Raw genomic sequence first — 16,751 nt, 5'->3', positions numbered from 1 at the left:
ATGAAAACAGCAGAAATCGCCCCGGACCGGACGGTTCTGCGCATTGGCGGCGCCGATCGCGTGGCGTTCCTGCAAGGCCTGGTGACCAATGACGTGACGAAACCCGGGTTGATCTGGGCCGCATTGCTGACGCCGCAGGGCAAATATCTGTTCGATTTCTTCCTTCTGGATCAGGGTGATGCCTTCTTGCTGGACGTCAAGACAGACGTGGCCGACGCGCTGATCCAACGCCTGTCCATGTACCGCTTGCGCGCCGATGTCACGATTGAGGCGGACGATATTCCGGTGGCGCGCGGGCTGGGTGATCCCCCCGAAACCGCCCAGCCGGACCCGCGCCACCCCGATCTCGGCTGGCGGGCCTATGGGCTGGCGGGTGGGCCTGCGGCCATCGACTGGGATGCTATCCGGGTTACAAACTGCATCCCCGATACCGGGGTCGAGCTGATCAGCAATGACTCCTACCCGCTGGAATCCGGTTTCGAGCGTCTGAACGGCGTCGATTTCCGCAAAGGCTGCTACGTCGGGCAAGAGGTGACGGCCCGCATGAAACACAAGACCGAACTGCGCAAAGGGCTGGCCCGGGTCGCGGTTGACGGGCAGGCCCCGGTCGGCAGCGACATAGCCGCAGATGGCAAACCGGCGGGAAGGCTGTTCACGCAGGCGGGCGGGCACGCCATTGCCTATCTGCGCTTTGACCGCGCCAAATCAGCGATGCACGCCGGGGATGCCGTCGTCACCCTAGCAGAAGTTGCGAGCTGAGGGATTGCGCCCCCTTCGGGGCCGCGATGCCTCCGGCGGGGATATTTGTAACAAGAAGATCGGGGCGCGGGGGTTGCCCTTTCGCGCCGCCCGATGTCCAGTCGCGCCATGCGACTTTCACAACAGATCAGCAGCATCAACGCAGGCGGTTCGGACGGCTGGGAGGTCTTCTATCGCGCCCGCGACATGATCGCCGCCGGGCAAGCGGTGACCGAGCTGACCATCGGCGAACATGACATCCCGACCGACCGGACCATTCTGGACGCCATGCACAACAGCGCGACCGGCGGCCACACGGGGTATCCGGCGGTTCCGGGCACAGATGCCCTGCGCCGGACAGTGGCGGACCGGCTGCAAAGCCGCACCGGGGTCGCCACCACCCCGGATAATCTGCTCATCACGCCCGGCGGACAGGCCGGGCTGTTTGCCAGTCTGATGGCGCTTTGCGATCCCGGCGTCCGCGCCCTGTTCATCGATCCCTATTACGCGACCTACCCCGGCACCATCCGCGCCACCGGCGCGGAGCCGGTTCCGGTCACTGCCCATGCCGACAACGGCTTCGTGCCGCGCGCCGAGGATATTGCCGCAGCCGCGCCCGGCGCCCGCGCCCTGCTGATGAACACCCCCAACAACCCGACCGGCGTGGTTTATTCCAAACCGGTGATCGCTGATATCGCGCGGGTCTGCTGCGATCATGACCTGTGGCTAATCTCGGACGAGGTTTACGACACGCAGGTCTGGAATGGCGCCCACCACAGCCCGCGCGCCGAACCCGGTATGGATGAACGCACGCTGATCGTCGGCTCGATGAGCAAAAGCCACGCCATGACCGGCAGCCGCATCGGCTGGATCGCAGGGCCCGAGCCGGTGATCGCGGCGCTGAGCGATCTGGCTACCAACACCACCTATGGCGTGCCGGGCTTCATCCAGGACGCGGCGGTCTTTGCGCTGAAACAGGGGCGCGCATTCGAAGATCGGATCGCGGCCCCGTTCCGGCGTCGCCGCGACATTGCTCTGAACCTGCTGGAGGGGCAAAACCTGCTGCGCCCGGTCGACCCTGACGGGGCGATGTATATCATGCTGGATGTGCGCGCGACCGGTCTGGATGGCGAGGGGTTCGCCAACCGTCTGCTGGACGAAGCGGCCATCGCCGTGATGCCCGGCAAAAGTTTCGGCGCAGCGGCCGCCGGGCATATTCGCGTCGCAATGACCGTGGATGACACTGTTTTCGCGGTGGCGCTGAGCCAGATGATCGCCGCCGCCGCGCGCTGGACCACATAACGGAGGATGACATGACCCAGGATATCGGCGCCGTATTTCGCGCCCTGCACCGCCCCGGCGATCCGTTCATTCTGGGCAATGCCTGGGATGCGGGTTCGGCAAAAATGCTGGCCGCGCTGGGGGCGCCTGCGATTGCCACATCCTCGGCCGCGCACGCCTTTACGCTGGGGCGAAAGGATGGCGGCACACTCAGCCGGGATGAGGCGCTGGCCCATGCAGCCGATCTGGTGGCCGCAGTTGATGTGCCGGTGTCCGGCGATTTCGAGAATGGCTTTGGCGACGCCCCCGAAACCTGCGCCGAAACCGTCCGGCTGAGTTTTGAGGCCGGGCTGGCCGGCATTTCCATCGAAGACACGGATTTTGCCGTCGGCGCCCCCTTTGACCGCGACCTTGCGGTAGAGCGGATCCGCGCCGCAGCCGCAGCCGCCCGGGCGGGCCCGCGCGACTTCGTTCTGGTGGCGCGCGCCGATGGAATCATGGAGGGGACATATGACATTGACGAAGCGGTGGCCCGCCTGGAAGGCTTTGCCGAGGCGGGGGCAGATTGCCTCTATGCGCCGCTGCCCAAATCATTCGAGGATCTGGCGCGCATCGTCGCGATCGGCAAACCGGTGAACGTGCTGGCCGCAGGGCCATGGGCGAACCGCAGCCGCCAGGTGCTGGCAGGTGCGGGCGCGGCGCGTATCTCACTCGGGTCGGCGCTGGCGCGGGTGACGCATCGGGTGATCCGGGATGCGGCGGTTGAAATGTTTGAAAACGGTAGCTTTTCCGCATTGGGCGACGGAATGCCAGGCGCCGATGTTGACAAATTGATGGGCTGAACCATGAACCACAACGACCTTAAACACTGGTCAAAGCAGGCCGCAGATTGGGCGCATGACTATCACTCAAACCTGCGCGACCGACCCGTGTGCCCCGATATGACACCCGGAGAGACGGCAGCGAAACTGCCTGATGCGCCGCCGGAACACCCCGAAACGCCCGCCGACATATTCGCGGATTTCAAATCCATCGTCCCGGATGCCCTGACCCACTGGCAACACCCGCGTTTCTTTGCCTATTTCCCCGCCAACGCTGCCCCGGCCTCGATGCTGGCAGAACAGCTGGCCAATGCCATCGCTGCGCAGGGGATGCTGTGGCAGACCGCGCCCGCCGCGACCGAGATCGAACAGGTGATGATCAGCTGGCTGCGCCAGGCCCTTGGTCTTGCAGGGCATTTCACCGGAACGATCCACGACAGCGCCACGACGACAACGCTTAGTGCGGTGCTGACGATGCGCGAACGTGCGCTGAACTGGCAGGGCAATGCAGACGGGTTGTCGGGGCTGGGCCGGTTGCGCATCTATGCTTCGGCGCAAAACCATTCCTCGGTCCTTAAGGCCTGCCGGATCGCCGGTATCGGGGATGCCGGGCTGGTCAGCGTTGCCCTGCGCGACGATTTGGGGATGGACCCGGACGCGCTGCGCACCGCGATTGAATCCGACAAGGCCGCCGGATTGATCCCGGCAGGCGTGGTGATCTGCACCGGCGGAACCTCGGTCGGGGCGATGGATCCGGTGGCCGAGGTGATTGCGGTCGCCAAGGCCCATGACCTGTGGACCCACGTCGATGCCGCCTGGGCAGGAAGTGCGATGATATGCCCTGAATTCAGGCATCTATGGGCCGGAGTTGATGCAGCAGATTCAATCGTCTTCAACCCGCACAAATGGCTGGGCGCGCAATTCGACTGCGCCGTTCAGTTCCTGGCCGACCCGGAACCGCAAGTGCGGACTTTGGGGCTGAGGCCGGATTATCTGGAAACGCTGGGCCAGTCCGACGTCACCGATTTCAACGAATGGACCGTCCCCCTGGGCCGCCGGTTCCGGGCGCTGAAGCTGTGGTTCGTGCTGCGTGCCTATGGGCTGACGGGTCTGCGAACCCGGATTCGCAATCACGTCGCCTGGTCGGAAGAACTGGCGCAGCGGCTGAACCGGATAGAGGGGGTGACGCTGACCTCGGAACCACGGCTATCGCTGTTCTCTTTCGCCCTGAACTCAGATACTTCAACGGAAAATCTATTGCAACGCATCAACGCTGATGGCCGGGTCTATCTGACCCAGACCCGCCATCAGGGCCGCTTTGTCATCCGCGTGCAGGTCGGGCAATTTGACTGCACGCGCGACGATGTCATGATGGTCGAAACCGTGATCCGGGAGTTGTTGGAAAACTCATGATCCGCCTGACCCTCACCTTGCTGTTCCTCTGGGCCGCACCTGTGTTCGCTCAGCCGTTCCCGAACGCCGACACCACGCTGGTGAATGATTTTGCCGGACTGCTGGACACCGGGGCCGAGGCACAGATTGCCGACGATCTGCAACAGCTGCGCGACGAACACGGGGTCGAAATGACCGTGGTGACCATCGAAAGCCGCAGTGATTACGGGGACTTCGCGTCAATCGAGGCTTTCGCGACCGGGCTGTTCAATGCCTGGGGAATCGGCAAGGCCGACCGCAACGACGGCATTCTGGTGCTTGTTGCACGTGCGGATCGTGAAATGCGGATCGAACTTGGCACGGGCTATTCCGAAGATTGGAACGCCGTTGCCAAAACGGTGATCGACGACGTTTTTCTGCGCGCTTTTGGCGATGATGACTATCAGGGCGGCATCCTCAACGGCACGTCCGAGGTTATTCGCCGCATCGCCCGCCCCCATACCGTCGACATGCCAGCTGAGCCGGTCAGCCGCCGTGACGATACGGATTGGGGCATCCTGGCGCTGATCGGCGCAGTCTTCGCAGCGATTTTCGGGCGCGGCATGCTGGGCGATGCCATGACCCGGTTTGGCGCCTGCCCGCAATGCGGAACGCGGCACCGAAGGCGCACACGCAGCATTCTGAAACGCGCAACCCGCACCAGCACCGGGCGGCGGCAGATCCACTATTACTGCACCAATTGCGACTTTGAGGATACGCAGATCCGCACCATTGCGCGGCGCTCCAAAAAATCCTCCTCCTCAGGGTTCGGAGGCGGATCGTCGTCAGGCGGGGGCGCATCTGGCCGGTGGTAGGCCATTTGCGACATCAGGGCGCAAACAGGACAGAATCACACCTTTGAACGCCGTACCTCAGCGGCAGGATAACTGGTGTGCCCATGGCCCGACAGGACTGGAAAATCGCGCTTGTGACACGCACCATCGGTGCAAATCGCGGGCGTGCGCCACGGGGGCGACCGGCGCAGGGTTGACGCCTGCGCCCACTTTTCCATTCCCCAAGATCCCGAGATTGCCCCATGACCGATCAATCCCCCCGCCGTTCCGGTGGTCGCGCCGCCCGCCGGGCTGAACGCGCCGCCCCCCTTGCCGATGCCATCCGCCCTGTCCGGGCCGGAATGGAAAGCGGCAGCTACAAACCGCTCAGCCAGGCGGATTGCCAGGCGATCCACGAAGCCGCGCTGGTAGCGCTGGCCGAAGTGGGGCTGGCCGATGCGCCGCAATCGGGCATCGACGTGATGACCCGCGCAGGTGCGATATTGGGCGACGACGGGCGGCTCAGGTACCCTCGGGCATTGGTTGAAGAGATGTTGGCCAAGGCCGCAAAAAGCATCACTTTATGCGGGCGCGAGCTCAGGCATGATCTGACCCTGTCCGGCGCGCGCGTCCACTATGGCACTGCCGGGGCCGCCGTCCACATGGTCGAACCTGACGGGCGCGATTACCGCGAAAGTACCGTGCAGGATCTGCATGATGCGGCGCGGATCGCAGATCAGCTCGACAATATCCACTTTCTGCAACGCCCCATGGTCTGCCGCGACATCCCCGACAACCGCGAGATGGATTTGAACACCGTCTATGCCTGCGCCTCGGGCACCACCAAACACATCGGGACCAGTTTTACCGAACCTGATTTCGTGCCCGACGCGATTGAAATGCTGCATATGATCGCAGGCGGCGAAGACAATTGGCGCGCCCGCCCTTTCATGAGCAATTCCAACTGCTTCGTCGTCCCACCGATGAAATTCGCAACCGAAGCCTGTCAGGTCATGGAACATTGCATCGCCGCCGGCATGCCCGTCCTGCTGCTTAGCGCGGGCATGGCCGGGGCCACCGCACCGTCGACCATCGCAGGCACCATCGTTCAGGAGGTGGCCGAGGTCCTCGCCGGGGTCGTCTATGTCAACGCCATCAAGCCCGGCCACCCGGCAATCTTCGGCACCTGGCCCTTCGCGCTGGACCTGCGCAGCGGCGCGATGTCGGGCGGATCGGGTGAACAGGCCCTGCTCAGCGCGGGCTGCGCCCAGATGCACCAGTTCTATGGTTTGCCCGGCGGGGCGGCAGGCGGCATCGCCGATTCCAAACTGCCCGACATGCAGGCCGGGTGGGAGCAGATGTGCTCAAACCTGGCCGCCGGGCTGTCGGGTGTGAACATGATCTATGAAGCGGCGGGGATGCATGCGTCCCTGCTGGGGTTCTGCCACGAGTCGCTGATTCTGGGCGACGACATCATCGGCCAGGCGCTACGCGTGGTGCGCGGGATCGAGGTGGATGAGGTGACGCTGGCCGTCGATCAGATCCGCCAGGTGTGCCTTGGCGGACCGGGTCACTATCTTGGTATGGATCAGACACTGGCGCGGATGCAGTCGGATTACGTCTATCCCAGCCTTGGCTGCCGGATCAGCCCCAAGGAATGGGTCGAAGTGGAAAAGCCCGATCTGATCAAAGCCGCCACAGCGAAGAAACAGACGATATTGGCGACCCCCTCGTCGGCGCGGTTCGATCCGGCCACCGATCAGGCCATTCGCGCGCGCTTTGCAATTCACCTGCCGCCGGGGTAATTTGGCTGGGTTCAACCGCCAACTGATCGGGTAACCCTATGAAATATCGTGACAACCTTCCGCAACTCAACGGCAAGGACGTCAGCGCCATGGGCGGTGTGGAAACCTGGCTGGAATATGCAGACGGCCTGCCCCTGCGCCATTTCTGTGCCTTTGAATGGCTGCGTGAGGCGACCGCCAAGCAGAAACTGGAAGAGTTCCACCGTTGCGAGATCGAGGCCGTAACCCCCCATGGTCTGGGCATGATTGTCGAAGGCATCCACTATCGCGCCAGCCGGGATTGGGGCGATCTGTGCGGGTATTCCCGCGACGACCTGCGGCGCACCAACGAAGAAGGCATCGCGCTGTATCGTGCGCTTGCCGATCAGTATGACTCGCCGGACACGCCGATGGTTGTGGGCGGTGATATCGGCCCGCGCGGCGATGCCTATAAACAGGGCCGCAAGATGACCGCCGAAGAGGCTGAGGAGTATCACTCGGAACAGATCGGCTGGCTGAAAGAGGCTGGGGCCGACATGATAACCGCCGTCACCTTCAGCCAGCCGCAAGAGGCGATCGGCCTGACCCGCGCGGCACGCGCCCACGGCATGCCGGTGGCGGTGTCGTTCTTCACCGATGGCCAGGGCAGGCTGTCGACCGGGCAGAGTTTCGCGCAAGGGGTCGCGGAAGTTGACGCCGCGACCGAGTCCGGCCCGGCGTACTACCTCATTAACTGCGCTCATCCGCTGGAATTAGCACCGGCGCTGGACGAACCGGGCTGGACGAAGCGTCTGGGCGGCGTCATGCCCAATGCGTCGGCCAAAGACAAAATCTCGCTGTGCCAGCTTGGGCATCTGGAGGATGGCGATCCCGAAGAACTGGGCCATCAGATCGCCGATATCGCCCGCCGGTTCCCGCATGCGCGGGTCTGGGGCGGGTGTTGCGGCACAGATGCGCGCCACTTGGGCCAGATCGCGCGGCGCGTATCCGAGGCGCGCAAAGAAGCCGCGTAAGGCCCAGCAAGACCGCGCCGCCCCAACCCGCATGACAAGGCAAACTCCCGCCGTCATAGGCGCATTTTAGCGCATGGTTGCGGGCATATGGCCGGTTTCAGCCTGTTAACACCCTCGTGACCGCACACCCCCCTGCGCCCGCGCCCAGGACACCCTAGATATCGGCCACGGCGTCGGCATGGGGTGCGTTTTGCCCCGGTGTTCAGCGGCGATCAAAGAATGGGGACCAGAAGCCCCGAAACAACGAGGTAAGACAATGGTACGATTTTCACTAGTAGCCGCCGCAGCCCTGATCGGGGCCCCGGCATTCGCAGGCAACCCACTTCCGCCGACCCCCGAACCGATGGTCGAAGCCCCGATCGCGGTGGCCCCGGTCGCGCAGTCCTACAGCGACTGGACCGGCGGCTATGTCGGTGCTCAGCTTGGCTGGGGCGATGCGGACGCAACCGGCGGCGGCGTCAACAGCAGCGGTGACGGCGCGCTTGGCGGTCTTCACGCAGGCTATCGCTATGATTTCGGCGGTATCGTCGCGGGTGTCGAGCTATCGCATGACTGGACCGATATCTCGCTTGCGGGCACGACCGACATCGACGTCGATTCCGTGACCCGTCTGATGGGCACCGTCGGTTATGCAAGCGGCGCAAATCTGTTCTATGGCGCGCTTGGCGTGGCCCGCGCCGATGCGGATGCGGGTGCCGGAGGTGAAACGCTGGATGGCACCGTGATCGGCGTCGGGATGGCGCATTTGCTGAACCCGAACACGACGCTGGGTGTCGAGATCCTCAGCCACGAATTCGACGCTGACGACCTGAACGCCGGAACCGATGCCGAGGCGACGACAATTCAGGCAAAAGTTGCATTTAAATTCTGAAGGTTGGCGCGGAAACGCGCACAAATTCAAGACATACGGGCGGCCCTTACCGGGGTCGCCCGTATTCGTTAACAAGCCATTTTCCGCCGGGAAAAGGTTAATACTGGGCCAAAACTGGCCCAATTCCCCCTGCCGACACTGCACGCCTGCGGGTCGAGGTGATTCAACCTAGGATTGCATTACTGATCGCGCAGTAAAGACCGCGCGCATTTGCATATCTGCACTTTTGACGAGGGGACTACCAATGAAATGCCTCCATCTTGCCGCCGCGACGTGCCTGATGGCCTCGCCGGTTGTCGCGGGCAACCCGGCACCGCCGCCACCTGACCCGGTGGTCGAGATAATCGCGCCCCCACCCATCATCGCACCGGCCTATGACTGGACTGGGTTCTATGCCGGCGCACAACTGGGCTGGGGACGTCTTAGCAGCGACAGCTCGGATGTGGACGTTTCCGGCGATGGCGCGATTGGCGGCTTGCATGTCGGCGGGCGCTACGATTTCGGAAGCTTCGTGCTGGGCCTTGAATACGCCCACGACTGGGCCGACATTGACGCCACCGTATTTGACAGCCCGGCCAGTCTGAATGCCGTCCAGCGCCTCATGGTGACCGGCGGCTTCGACAACGGCGGCAAGTCGCTATTCTACCTCGGGCTGGGTATCGCGGAAGCAGACCTGACGCAGGCCGGAACCGGCTATGATCTGGATGGTGAGGTCATCGCACTCGGCTGGGCGTATCGGCACTCGATGAACACAACGTTCGGGGTCGAGTTGCTGCACCATGAATTCGACGGCGACGTGATTGATCCGGGCATGACCGTGGATGTCGACGCCGTTCAGGCGCGGGTTTCATTCCAGTTCTGACGCCAAACCATTGCGGTTGAAACAAAAACGGGCACCTCCGGTCAAGGGGTGCCCGCTTTTTCTTCCAGCCTCAGCCAGTCATCTTCCGCCTGCGCCAGCGCCGCTTGACGCGCCACCAGCGCCGCGCTGGCCTTTTCGAATTTTGCAGGCTCTCGGGTGAACAGATCGGGGTCCGACAGCAGCTTGGTCAGCTTCTCGATCTCACCACTCAACCGATCCATTTCGGCAGGCAGCGCTTCCAGGTGGTGCTTTTCGGTAAAGCTCAGCTTTTCGGCTGGTTGCTGGGGTGCTTTCGCGCCCTGCATTTGCTTGGCCGCTTTAGCTTCTGATTTCACCGGCTTTTCGGTGTCCGTCGCCCCCCGCTGCGCGTGATAATCGCTCCACCCGCCGGCATAGATCGTTGCGCGCCCATCGCCCTCCATCGCCACGGTCAGGGTGGCGACGCGATCCAGAAAATCCCGGTCGTGGCTAACCAGCAGAACGGTGCCGGGGAAATCGCCGATCAACTCCTGCAACAGGTCCAGGGTTTCGATGTCCAGATCATTGGTCGGTTCGTCCAGAACCAGCAGGTTCGACTCGCGTGCCATGATCCGCGCCAGCAACAGCCGCGCGCGTTCCCCACCCGACAGGGAACGCACCTTGGCCCGCGCCCGGCTTTCATCGAACAGAAAATCCTTGAGGTAACCGACAACATGACGCGGCGCGCCGCGCACCATTACCTGATCGGACCGCCCTGATACCCGCATGTCGGGGTCGCCCGTCAGACTGTCCCAAAGCGTCATTTCCGGGTCCAGAGCGCTGCGGTTCTGATCAAACACCGCCATCTGGATATTCGCGCCCTGCGTCACCGTCCCGGCATCTGGCGCAATCTCTCCGGTCAGCATCTTCAGCAGCGTCGTCTTGCCAACCCCGTTCGGCCCGACAAAGGCGATCCGGTCACCGCGCGCGATCTTGATCGAGAAGTCGCGCACGATCTCCTGATCGCCAAAGCTTTTGGCGATGCCCACCGCCTCGATCACCTTCTTGCCGGATTTCTTGCCGACGCTCAGGTCCATCGCCGCCGCGCCCTGCCGGTTGATCTGCGCCGCCTGTTCGGCCCGCAGCCCCTGAAGCGCGCGCACCCGGCCCTGATTGCGCTTGCGCCGGGCCGAGATCCCCTCGACCGCCCAACGCGCCTCGGCCTTGATCAGGCGTTTCAGTTTGTGGCGCGCCAGATCTTCTTCTTCCCAGGTCTTGTCGCGCCAGCCTTCAAACGCATCAAACCCCTTTTCCTGGCGGCGCACCTGACCGCGATCGACCCACAGCGTCGCCCGCGCCACATTGCGCAACACGGCCCGGTCGTGGCTGATGATAACAAAGGCGGAACTGGTCGCGGCCAGCTGTTCTTCCAGCCAGCCAATAGCGCGGATATCCAGATGGTTCGTCGGCTCATCCAGCAACATCAACTCGGGCGCTTCAGCCAGCAGCTTGGCCAGCGCCGCCCGCCGCCGTTCCCCGCCCGAGGCTGTGGCCACCGGCGTGGCCGGGTCAAAATCCAACCCCTCGGCGGCCATTTCGACCCGGTAGGCGTCAGACGGTTCAAGCGCGCTTAGCGCAAAATCGCCCAGCGTTTCGAACCCGGCCATATCAGGGTGCTGATCCATATACCCGATGTGGGTGCCCGGCGTCGCCACGCGCGACCCTTCGTCCGGCGCAATCAGCCCGGCCATCACCTTCATCAGCGTCGATTTGCCGGACCCATTGCGCCCCACCAGCGCCAGCCGATCCCCCGGCTGCACCACCAGATCAAGGTCCGCAAACAGCGGATCACCGCCAAACCCAAGGCCAATGCCAGACAATTGCAGTAACGGAGCGCGCGCCATGCCCGCCCGGCTACAGCGCGCCGCCGGGATCGTCAATCAGCCTGTCTTTTCGCCCCAAATACTCCCGCCGGAGGCATGATTTTTCGCAGAAAAATCATCACCCCGCCAAACGGCGCAGGGACCGCGCGCGGGCGGCAGGCACGGCGCGAACCTCCAGCCCCGCAAAGACATGCAGCGTGCCAAGGTCGTGGTCCACCACCAGATGATCCGACACCAACCCGCCCATCGCCAGATAGCTGCGCAACAAGGGCGGGATGGCCACGGGCGATGGGCTGGCGTCGCCCGCAGCCTCGACCAGCGAAATCGTGGCGCGGCTTTGCCGCCCAACCTGCCAACGCCTGTGGGCGACGCGGGCACGCAGTTGCGCAAACGCCGCCGCATGGCGCGCCGGGTCGGTGCCGGGAAAGGACGCACAACCAAACAGAAACCCAGCGCCATGCGCATCGACCTGGCGCGTGACCTCGGTCCAGGCCAGGCGCAGAATATCCGGGTCCGCCGCGTGATCTTTGGCGATGCAGAAGCGCCCAACCTCAACCATCGGGTCCCGGCGCACCGCCAGTTCGCGCAGATCATATCGTTCTCCGGTGTAACTGGTGGTCACCGCCTCGGGGCCGTCGATCACCATCATCCGAAAGCAGCCTGCCAAAGCGCCGGTCACACGGTCGCGGATCAACACATGCCGACACCGCGTGTCCCAATCATCCCTGTCCGGCCCGCGCCCGTCGCGAAACTGGGCCGAGCGTAGCTGCCAGACCTCAGCCAGGGCCGTCACATCTTCGCGAACCTCGACACACAATCGTGGGGATGTCTGTGTATTGGAACCCAAGCCGCACACCATATATACCAGAACGAAACTCAGGGCAGGCCTAGCACGGCCTTCCCGTCAGATCGAAGAAAATCGAAAGGCCCGCCCGTGGAGAAAATCGAAAAAACCGACGCAGAATGGCGTGAACAACTGTCCGACCTTGCCTTCAAGGTGACCCGCAAACACGGAACGGAACGGGCGTTCACCCACGATGATTTTCCGAAGTCGGCCGGCGTCTTTCGCTGTGTCTGCTGCAACGCCGAACTGTTCGATGCCGCGCAGAAATTCGACAGCGGCACCGGCTGGCCGTCCTTCTGGGCGCCCAAAGCCGCTGAAATGGTGGGTGAATCCCAGGACAACAGCTGGCTGATGGAACGGACCGAGGTGCATTGCAACCAATGTGCGGCGCATCTGGGCCACGTGTTTCCCGATGGTCCGCAACCGACCGGGCAGCGATATTGCATCAACGGAGTCGCGCTGACGTTCAAAGCCGAAGAAAGCTGATCATACCGTCGGGCATCGCCCGGCGGCATCAGTTGGCCCAGGTTGGCGGGCGTTTTTCAAAGAAGGCGGCAATCCCCTCGGCCGCCTCGTCCCCCTCCCACTGGGCGATCAGGGCGTCGATGCTGTCGGCGATCACCGCGTCGTCAATGCGCGGACCCAATCGCCGGGTCAGCGCCTTGGCGGCGGCGATGGCCCCGGGCGCGCAGGCCAGATAGGGCGCAACCTCAGCCTCGACCGCGATGTCCAGATCGGCGGCAGGCACCGCGCGGGCGATCAAGCCCAGGGCTGTCGCCTCAACCGCGTCAAAACGGCGAGATGAAAAGAACACGCGGCGCGCCCGCGCTTCACCCATTCGCGCCACAACATAGGGGCCGATAGTGGCCGGGATCAGGCCCAGCCGCGTTTCCGTCAGGCCGAATTGCGCCGAGTCCACCGCAATCGCCACATCCGCGACCGAGGCAAGCCCAAGCCCGCCGCCAAACGCATTACCCTGCAGCCTTGCATTAACCGGCTTGGGCATTTCATTCCACGATCTCAACATATTGGCGATCGTCGTTGCCCCATCGCGTCGGGTTTGCGCATCTGCCGCCATCTGGTCTTTCATCCATCCCAGATCGCCACCTGCGCAGAATGTCGGCCCGTCGCCGGTCAGCACGATCACCCGGACCGCGGCATCCCCGGCCAGCGCCTTTGCATCCTCGGCCAATTCGCCGATCATCTGTGCCGACATGGCGTTGTGTTTCTGTGGGCGCGCCAGGCTGAGCGTCGCGATGCCCCGGTCGTCCGCCTCTATCCGAATCGTTTCAGCCATTTCGCAAACCCAGTGCAAATTTCGCAGCCTCTTCCAGCACATCCGGCCGCAGGCGGGTTTCAAATCCCATCCCGGTCAACTGCGCATTCAACGCACCCGTCGCCACATTTCCCGACGCACCCGGCGCGAACGGGCACCCGCCCAGCCCGCCGATCGCGGCATCAAAAACCCGCAGGCCATGCGCCAGGGCGATCTGGACGTTTTCCAGCGCCCGCCCATTGGTATCGTGGAAGTGCCCGGCGAGTTTTTCGGCAGGCACATCGCGCAACACCTCGACCAGCATCGCGCTGACCGTTTCGGGCCGTCCCTTGCCAATCGTGTCGCCCAGCGACACCTCATAACAGCCCATATCCGCCAGCGATTTTGCCACCAGCGCCACCATATCCGGCGGCGTCGGGCCGTCATACGGGCAATCCGTGACACAAGAGACATATCCCCGAACCGGGAGATTATCGACCTTCGCCATGTCGATGACCGACTTATACCGCTCAAGACTTTCCCAAATCGAACATCCCAGATTTGCGCGGCTGAACCCGTCACTGGCGCTGGCAAAGACGGCAACCTCATCCGCTTTGGCGGTGCGCGCCCGGTCTAGTCCGGTCAGGTTCGGCACCAGCGCGGCATAAGACACCTGCGGGTAGCGTTCGATGCCCAGCAATACCTCTTCCCCATCGGCCATCTGCGGAACCCGTTTGGGGGACACGACACTGGCCGCCTCGATCCGCTGAAAACCGGCGCGCGACAGGATGTCGATCAGCGCGATCTTGTCGGTATAGGGGATGGCGCGCGGTTCGTTCTGCAGACCGTCACGGGGGCCGACCTCAAAAATCTCGACCAGTTCAGCCATGATCCGGCACATCCCACGCGGGATAAAAATCCTTGTTATACAACCGCTTGGCCCCCTCTGGCGGCAGCGACATCTGAAAGGCGGGCCGCGCCGTTAACCTTTCATACCAATGTGTGACGCAGGCGAAATCGTCAAGCCTTGCAAAATGGCGCGCCATATAGACCGCCTGCCCGACAGCGATATCGGCGGCGGAGAACCCACCGGCCAGATAATCGCTGTCCGCCAGTTGCCCCTCCAGCGCAGCATAGCATTTGCCAATTCGCGCAGCCTCCAGCTTCATGACGATGGGGGATCGCATGTGATCATCGCGCAGCGCGATGTGCTGTTGGGTTAACGCGGCACTGTGCTGGCTGATCGTTTCGGCAAAATGCAGCCAGATCAGCCAATCGGCGCGCCCCGGATCGCCCGGCGCCCGCCCAAGACTCGCCGCAGGGAACCGTTCGCACAACAGCTCGATCATGGCGCCGCTTTCCCAGACGCGCTGACCGTCCAGGTCCAGCGCGGGAACGCGCCCGGCGGGATTGCGTGACAGAAATTCTTCACCACACATCGTCTTGTCAAAAGGCTGCACGACAACTTTGAAGTCACACTTCAACTCATACAGCAGCCACAGCACCCGCATCGAGCGGGTCTGGTGGCTGTGGAACAGGGTGATCATGCCTCCTCCAGCCGCGCCAGGACCGCCCCAGCCTCGACCTGATCGCCCTCGTCGCAGGTGACCTCGGCCAGGTAATCCGCGACGCCCGACAGGCGTGTGTGCACATCTCCGCCGCCAAGGTCTTCGGCGCTCACCACCTCTCCGGTGGCGGCCTTCACCAGTGGCGGACCGGCCAGGAAGATCGTGCCCTGATCCTTGACGATGATCGACACGTCCGACATCGCAGGCACATAGGCGCCCCCGGCGGTGCATGAGCCCATGACCACGGCGATTTGCGCGATGCCTTGCGCAGACATCTGCGCCTGATTGTAGAAGATGCGCCCAAAGTGATCCCGATCCGGGAAAACCTGATCCTGCTGCGGCAGGTTGGCCCCGCCCGAGTCCACCAGATAAATGCAAGGCAGACGGTTTTCCTGCGCAACCTTTTGCGCGCGCAGGTGTTTCTTGACCGTCATCGGGAAATACGTGCCGCCTTTTACGGTCGCATCATTGCACACCACCATCACCCAACGGCCTTGCACACGGCCAACCCCGGTGATCAGCCCGGCCCCCGGCGCAGCCCCGTCATACATCCCGTGCGCCGCCGTTGCGCCAAGCTCTAAGAACGGAGAGCCCGCGTCCAGCAAGCCCGAAACTCGGTCACGCGGCAGCATCTTGCCGCGCGCCGCATGGCGTTCCTGCGGGCCCGGCCCGCCCCCTGCTGCGGCGCGCGCGGCAGCCTCTGACACCTCGGCCAGCAACGCTGCATGGGCGGCCTGATTGGCCTTGAATTCGTCGGAACCCGGACGCGCCTGCGAGGTCAGGACAGTCACGCAGCGCCCCCGGAAAATGCGACCGGATTACGCATTCCCGGTCCTATCATCCGACTGCATCCTGATGCGTTCCGTCGATCAGCCCCTCGTTCAGTTCCAGCCAGCGCGCGCGATAGGCGAAACGCGCCGCCCGCGCGATATCGTTCTGGAACGCCGCATTGACCGACGCGCCAACCGCCGCCCCGACCACCGGTGCCAACTGCCCCAGTTTGCGCGTCGACAGGTTCACGCCCAGCACATGCGCGGCCTTCTGCGTCGCCGCGAAAGTGCCCGAGGCCTGCCCGCTGAGTTGTACGATATTCTTCCAATCCTCGCGCGGAATCTCGCGCCGTTCGGTCGCCAGCCGCTCTATCGCGGCGATCTTCTCAGCCTCGGAATTCGCGCCGGCCAGTTGCAGGATGTCGAGGATATGGATCCGCTCGGCCGGGGTATCTGCGCCGAAGCCATAGCACAGGCCCGTCAGGCGCGCGGTGCGCAGCGCCAGCGTGATCGTCGCGGGCATATCAATGGCAAGCCTCAGCGCGCCGAATGCCCCCGCCGCACCGCCGCCGGTGACCGCATAGCCAAGCGCCCAGCGGCGCACCTCGGCCACGGCTTCGTCACAGGCCTCCAGATCACTGAAATCATGGCTGATTGCCGCCGTTCTGATCGACGCCGATGCCGCCCAATCCGCGCCGCGCAACGCCGCCTCGATCGCTTCGGAGGGGATGATCCGCTGCGTGATAAACCCCATCGGCGCAGACAGCGCACGGGTCAGGCGCGGCAACATCGCAACCGGGGCCGCGCGATAGGCATCCTGTTCTTCAAGAACGACGGACAGATAAGGCGTTTCGATCAAGGTGTTTTCAGGCTTTTTCTCAGCGCTCAACAGCTTCTCC

At 63.6% G+C, this 16,751-nt stretch carries 16 protein-coding genes and 1 pseudogene; 10 read left to right on the top strand and 7 right to left on the bottom strand.

Annotated features, from left to right (window positions below; translation table 11 throughout):
- The 9 genes from GKR99_07785 (at window position 1) to GKR99_07745 (ending at window position 9,574) form a co-directional block, all read left to right on the top strand.
- Entirely contained in the window at window positions 1–759 is a 759-nt protein-coding gene (locus tag GKR99_07785; protein ID NKB27448.1) for a folate-binding protein, read from the top strand.
- A 108-nt stretch (window positions 760–867) separates the two neighbouring features.
- Window positions 868–2,040: an aminotransferase class I/II-fold pyridoxal phosphate-dependent enzyme gene (locus tag GKR99_07780; GenBank protein NKB27447.1), complete on the top strand. Its 1,173-nt coding sequence runs from the start codon at window positions 868–870 to the stop codon at window positions 2,038–2,040.
- Window positions 2,041–2,051: 11 nt separating this feature from the next.
- Window positions 2,052–2,861 (top strand): isocitrate lyase/phosphoenolpyruvate mutase family protein, encoded by an 810-nt coding sequence (locus GKR99_07775; protein NKB27446.1) that lies wholly within the window; start codon window positions 2,052–2,054, stop codon window positions 2,859–2,861.
- 3 nt (window positions 2,862–2,864) lie between these two features.
- Window positions 2,865–4,253, top strand: a complete 1,389-nt coding sequence (locus GKR99_07770) for an aspartate aminotransferase family protein (protein ID NKB27445.1) — start codon at window positions 2,865–2,867, stop codon at window positions 4,251–4,253.
- Complete coding sequence (locus tag GKR99_07765; protein ID NKB27444.1) at window positions 4,250–5,086, top strand: hypothetical protein; 837 nt, start codon at window positions 4,250–4,252, stop codon at window positions 5,084–5,086. The genes GKR99_07770 and GKR99_07765 overlap by 4 nt, the downstream gene beginning before the upstream one ends.
- A gap of 221 nt (window positions 5,087–5,307) precedes the next feature.
- Window positions 5,308–6,849 (top strand): methyltransferase, encoded by a 1,542-nt coding sequence (locus tag GKR99_07760; GenBank protein ID NKB27443.1) that lies wholly within the window; start codon window positions 5,308–5,310, stop codon window positions 6,847–6,849.
- Window positions 6,850–6,887: 38 nt separating this feature from the next.
- On the top strand, window positions 6,888–7,841 hold the full coding sequence (locus tag GKR99_07755) for a homocysteine S-methyltransferase family protein (GenBank protein ID NKB27442.1): 954 nt from the start codon (window positions 6,888–6,890) through the stop codon (window positions 7,839–7,841).
- Window positions 7,842–8,019: 178 nt separating this feature from the next.
- Entirely contained in the window at window positions 8,020–8,712 is a 693-nt protein-coding gene (locus GKR99_07750) for an outer membrane beta-barrel protein (GenBank protein ID NKB27441.1), read from the top strand.
- 244 nt (window positions 8,713–8,956) lie between these two features.
- Window positions 8,957–9,574 carry an outer membrane beta-barrel protein gene (locus tag GKR99_07745; GenBank protein ID NKB27440.1) on the top strand — a complete coding sequence of 206 codons (618 nt, stop codon included), beginning with the start codon at window positions 8,957–8,959 and terminating at the stop codon, window positions 9,572–9,574.
- A gap of 41 nt (window positions 9,575–9,615) precedes the next feature.
- On the opposite strand, the gene GKR99_07740 is transcribed toward GKR99_07745, so the two are convergent.
- Both GKR99_07740 and GKR99_07735 read right to left on the bottom strand, forming a co-directional pair.
- Entirely contained in the window at window positions 9,616–11,436 is a 1,821-nt protein-coding gene (locus tag GKR99_07740) for an ATP-binding cassette domain-containing protein (GenBank protein NKB27439.1), read from the bottom strand.
- Window positions 11,437–11,533: 97 nt separating this feature from the next.
- On the bottom strand, window positions 11,534–12,274 hold the full coding sequence (locus GKR99_07735; protein ID NKB27438.1) for a GNAT family N-acetyltransferase: 741 nt from the start codon (window positions 12,272–12,274) through the stop codon (window positions 11,534–11,536).
- A gap of 75 nt (window positions 12,275–12,349) precedes the next feature.
- Here GKR99_07735 and msrB point away from each other — a divergent pair, with 75 nt between their 5' ends.
- On the top strand, window positions 12,350–12,745 hold the full coding sequence (msrB, locus tag GKR99_07730) for a peptide-methionine (R)-S-oxide reductase MsrB (GenBank protein ID NKB27437.1): 396 nt from the start codon (window positions 12,350–12,352) through the stop codon (window positions 12,743–12,745).
- A gap of 28 nt (window positions 12,746–12,773) precedes the next feature.
- On the opposite strand, the gene GKR99_07725 is transcribed toward msrB, so the two are convergent.
- The 5 genes and pseudogenes from GKR99_07725 to GKR99_07705 all read right to left on the bottom strand — a co-directional run bounded on the left by GKR99_07725 (window position 12,774) and on the right by GKR99_07705 (window position 16,741).
- Window positions 12,774–13,556, bottom strand: a complete 783-nt coding sequence (locus GKR99_07725) for a crotonase/enoyl-CoA hydratase family protein (protein ID NKB27436.1) — start codon at window positions 13,554–13,556, stop codon at window positions 12,774–12,776.
- Window positions 13,549–14,403: a hydroxymethylglutaryl-CoA lyase gene (locus tag GKR99_07720; GenBank protein NKB27435.1), complete on the bottom strand. Its 855-nt coding sequence runs from the start codon at window positions 14,401–14,403 to the stop codon at window positions 13,549–13,551. The genes GKR99_07725 and GKR99_07720 overlap by 8 nt, the downstream gene beginning before the upstream one ends.
- Window positions 14,396–15,061 carry a glutathione S-transferase gene (locus tag GKR99_07715; protein NKB27434.1) on the bottom strand — a complete coding sequence of 222 codons (666 nt, stop codon included), beginning with the start codon at window positions 15,059–15,061 and terminating at the stop codon, window positions 14,396–14,398. Before GKR99_07715 ends, GKR99_07720 begins: the two co-directional genes overlap by 8 nt.
- A gap of 62 nt (window positions 15,062–15,123) precedes the next feature.
- A pseudogene (locus GKR99_07710) lies at window positions 15,124–15,864 on the bottom strand (methylcrotonoyl-CoA carboxylase).
- A 55-nt stretch (window positions 15,865–15,919) separates the two neighbouring features.
- Window positions 15,920–16,741, bottom strand: coding sequence for a hypothetical protein (locus GKR99_07705; protein ID NKB27433.1), 822 nt, complete (start codon window positions 16,739–16,741; stop codon window positions 15,920–15,922).
- Window positions 16,742–16,751 lie beyond the last annotated feature (10 nt).

This window comes from Paracoccaceae bacterium, assembly GCA_012103375.1.
In the GTDB taxonomy this organism is placed as follows: domain Bacteria; phylum Pseudomonadota; class Alphaproteobacteria; order Rhodobacterales; family Rhodobacteraceae; genus WLWX01.
Note: the sequence above shows the minus strand (reverse complement) of the source record. Positions and strands in the feature narration are given on the sequence as shown.

Excerpts from the sequence above, each read along its gene's own strand:
- GKR99_07760 (NKB27443.1), top strand. The coding sequence starts at position 5,308 with ATGACCGATCAATCCCCCCGCCGTTCCGGTGGTCGCGCCGCCCGCCGG.
- GKR99_07720 (NKB27435.1), bottom strand. The coding sequence starts at position 14,403 with ATGGCTGAACTGGTCGAGATTTTTGAGGTCGGCCCCCGTGACGGTCTG.
- GKR99_07740 (NKB27439.1), bottom strand. The coding sequence starts at position 11,436 with ATGGCGCGCGCTCCGTTACTGCAATTGTCTGGCATTGGCCTTGGGTTT.
- GKR99_07775 (NKB27446.1), top strand. The coding sequence starts at position 2,052 with ATGACCCAGGATATCGGCGCCGTATTTCGCGCCCTGCACCGCCCCGGC.
- GKR99_07735 (NKB27438.1), bottom strand. The coding sequence starts at position 12,274 with ATGGTGTGCGGCTTGGGTTCCAATACACAGACATCCCCACGATTGTGT.
- GKR99_07755 (NKB27442.1), top strand. The coding sequence starts at position 6,888 with ATGAAATATCGTGACAACCTTCCGCAACTCAACGGCAAGGACGTCAGC.
- GKR99_07745 (NKB27440.1), top strand. The coding sequence starts at position 8,957 with ATGAAATGCCTCCATCTTGCCGCCGCGACGTGCCTGATGGCCTCGCCG.
- GKR99_07765 (NKB27444.1), top strand. The coding sequence starts at position 4,250 with ATGATCCGCCTGACCCTCACCTTGCTGTTCCTCTGGGCCGCACCTGTG.
- GKR99_07780 (NKB27447.1), top strand. The coding sequence starts at position 868 with ATGCGACTTTCACAACAGATCAGCAGCATCAACGCAGGCGGTTCGGAC.
- GKR99_07785 (NKB27448.1), top strand. The coding sequence starts at position 1 with ATGAAAACAGCAGAAATCGCCCCGGACCGGACGGTTCTGCGCATTGGC.
- GKR99_07725 (NKB27436.1), bottom strand. The coding sequence starts at position 13,556 with ATGGCTGAAACGATTCGGATAGAGGCGGACGACCGGGGCATCGCGACG.
- GKR99_07750 (NKB27441.1), top strand. The coding sequence starts at position 8,020 with ATGGGGTGCGTTTTGCCCCGGTGTTCAGCGGCGATCAAAGAATGGGGA.
- GKR99_07715 (NKB27434.1), bottom strand. The coding sequence starts at position 15,061 with ATGATCACCCTGTTCCACAGCCACCAGACCCGCTCGATGCGGGTGCTG.
- GKR99_07770 (NKB27445.1), top strand. The coding sequence starts at position 2,865 with ATGAACCACAACGACCTTAAACACTGGTCAAAGCAGGCCGCAGATTGG.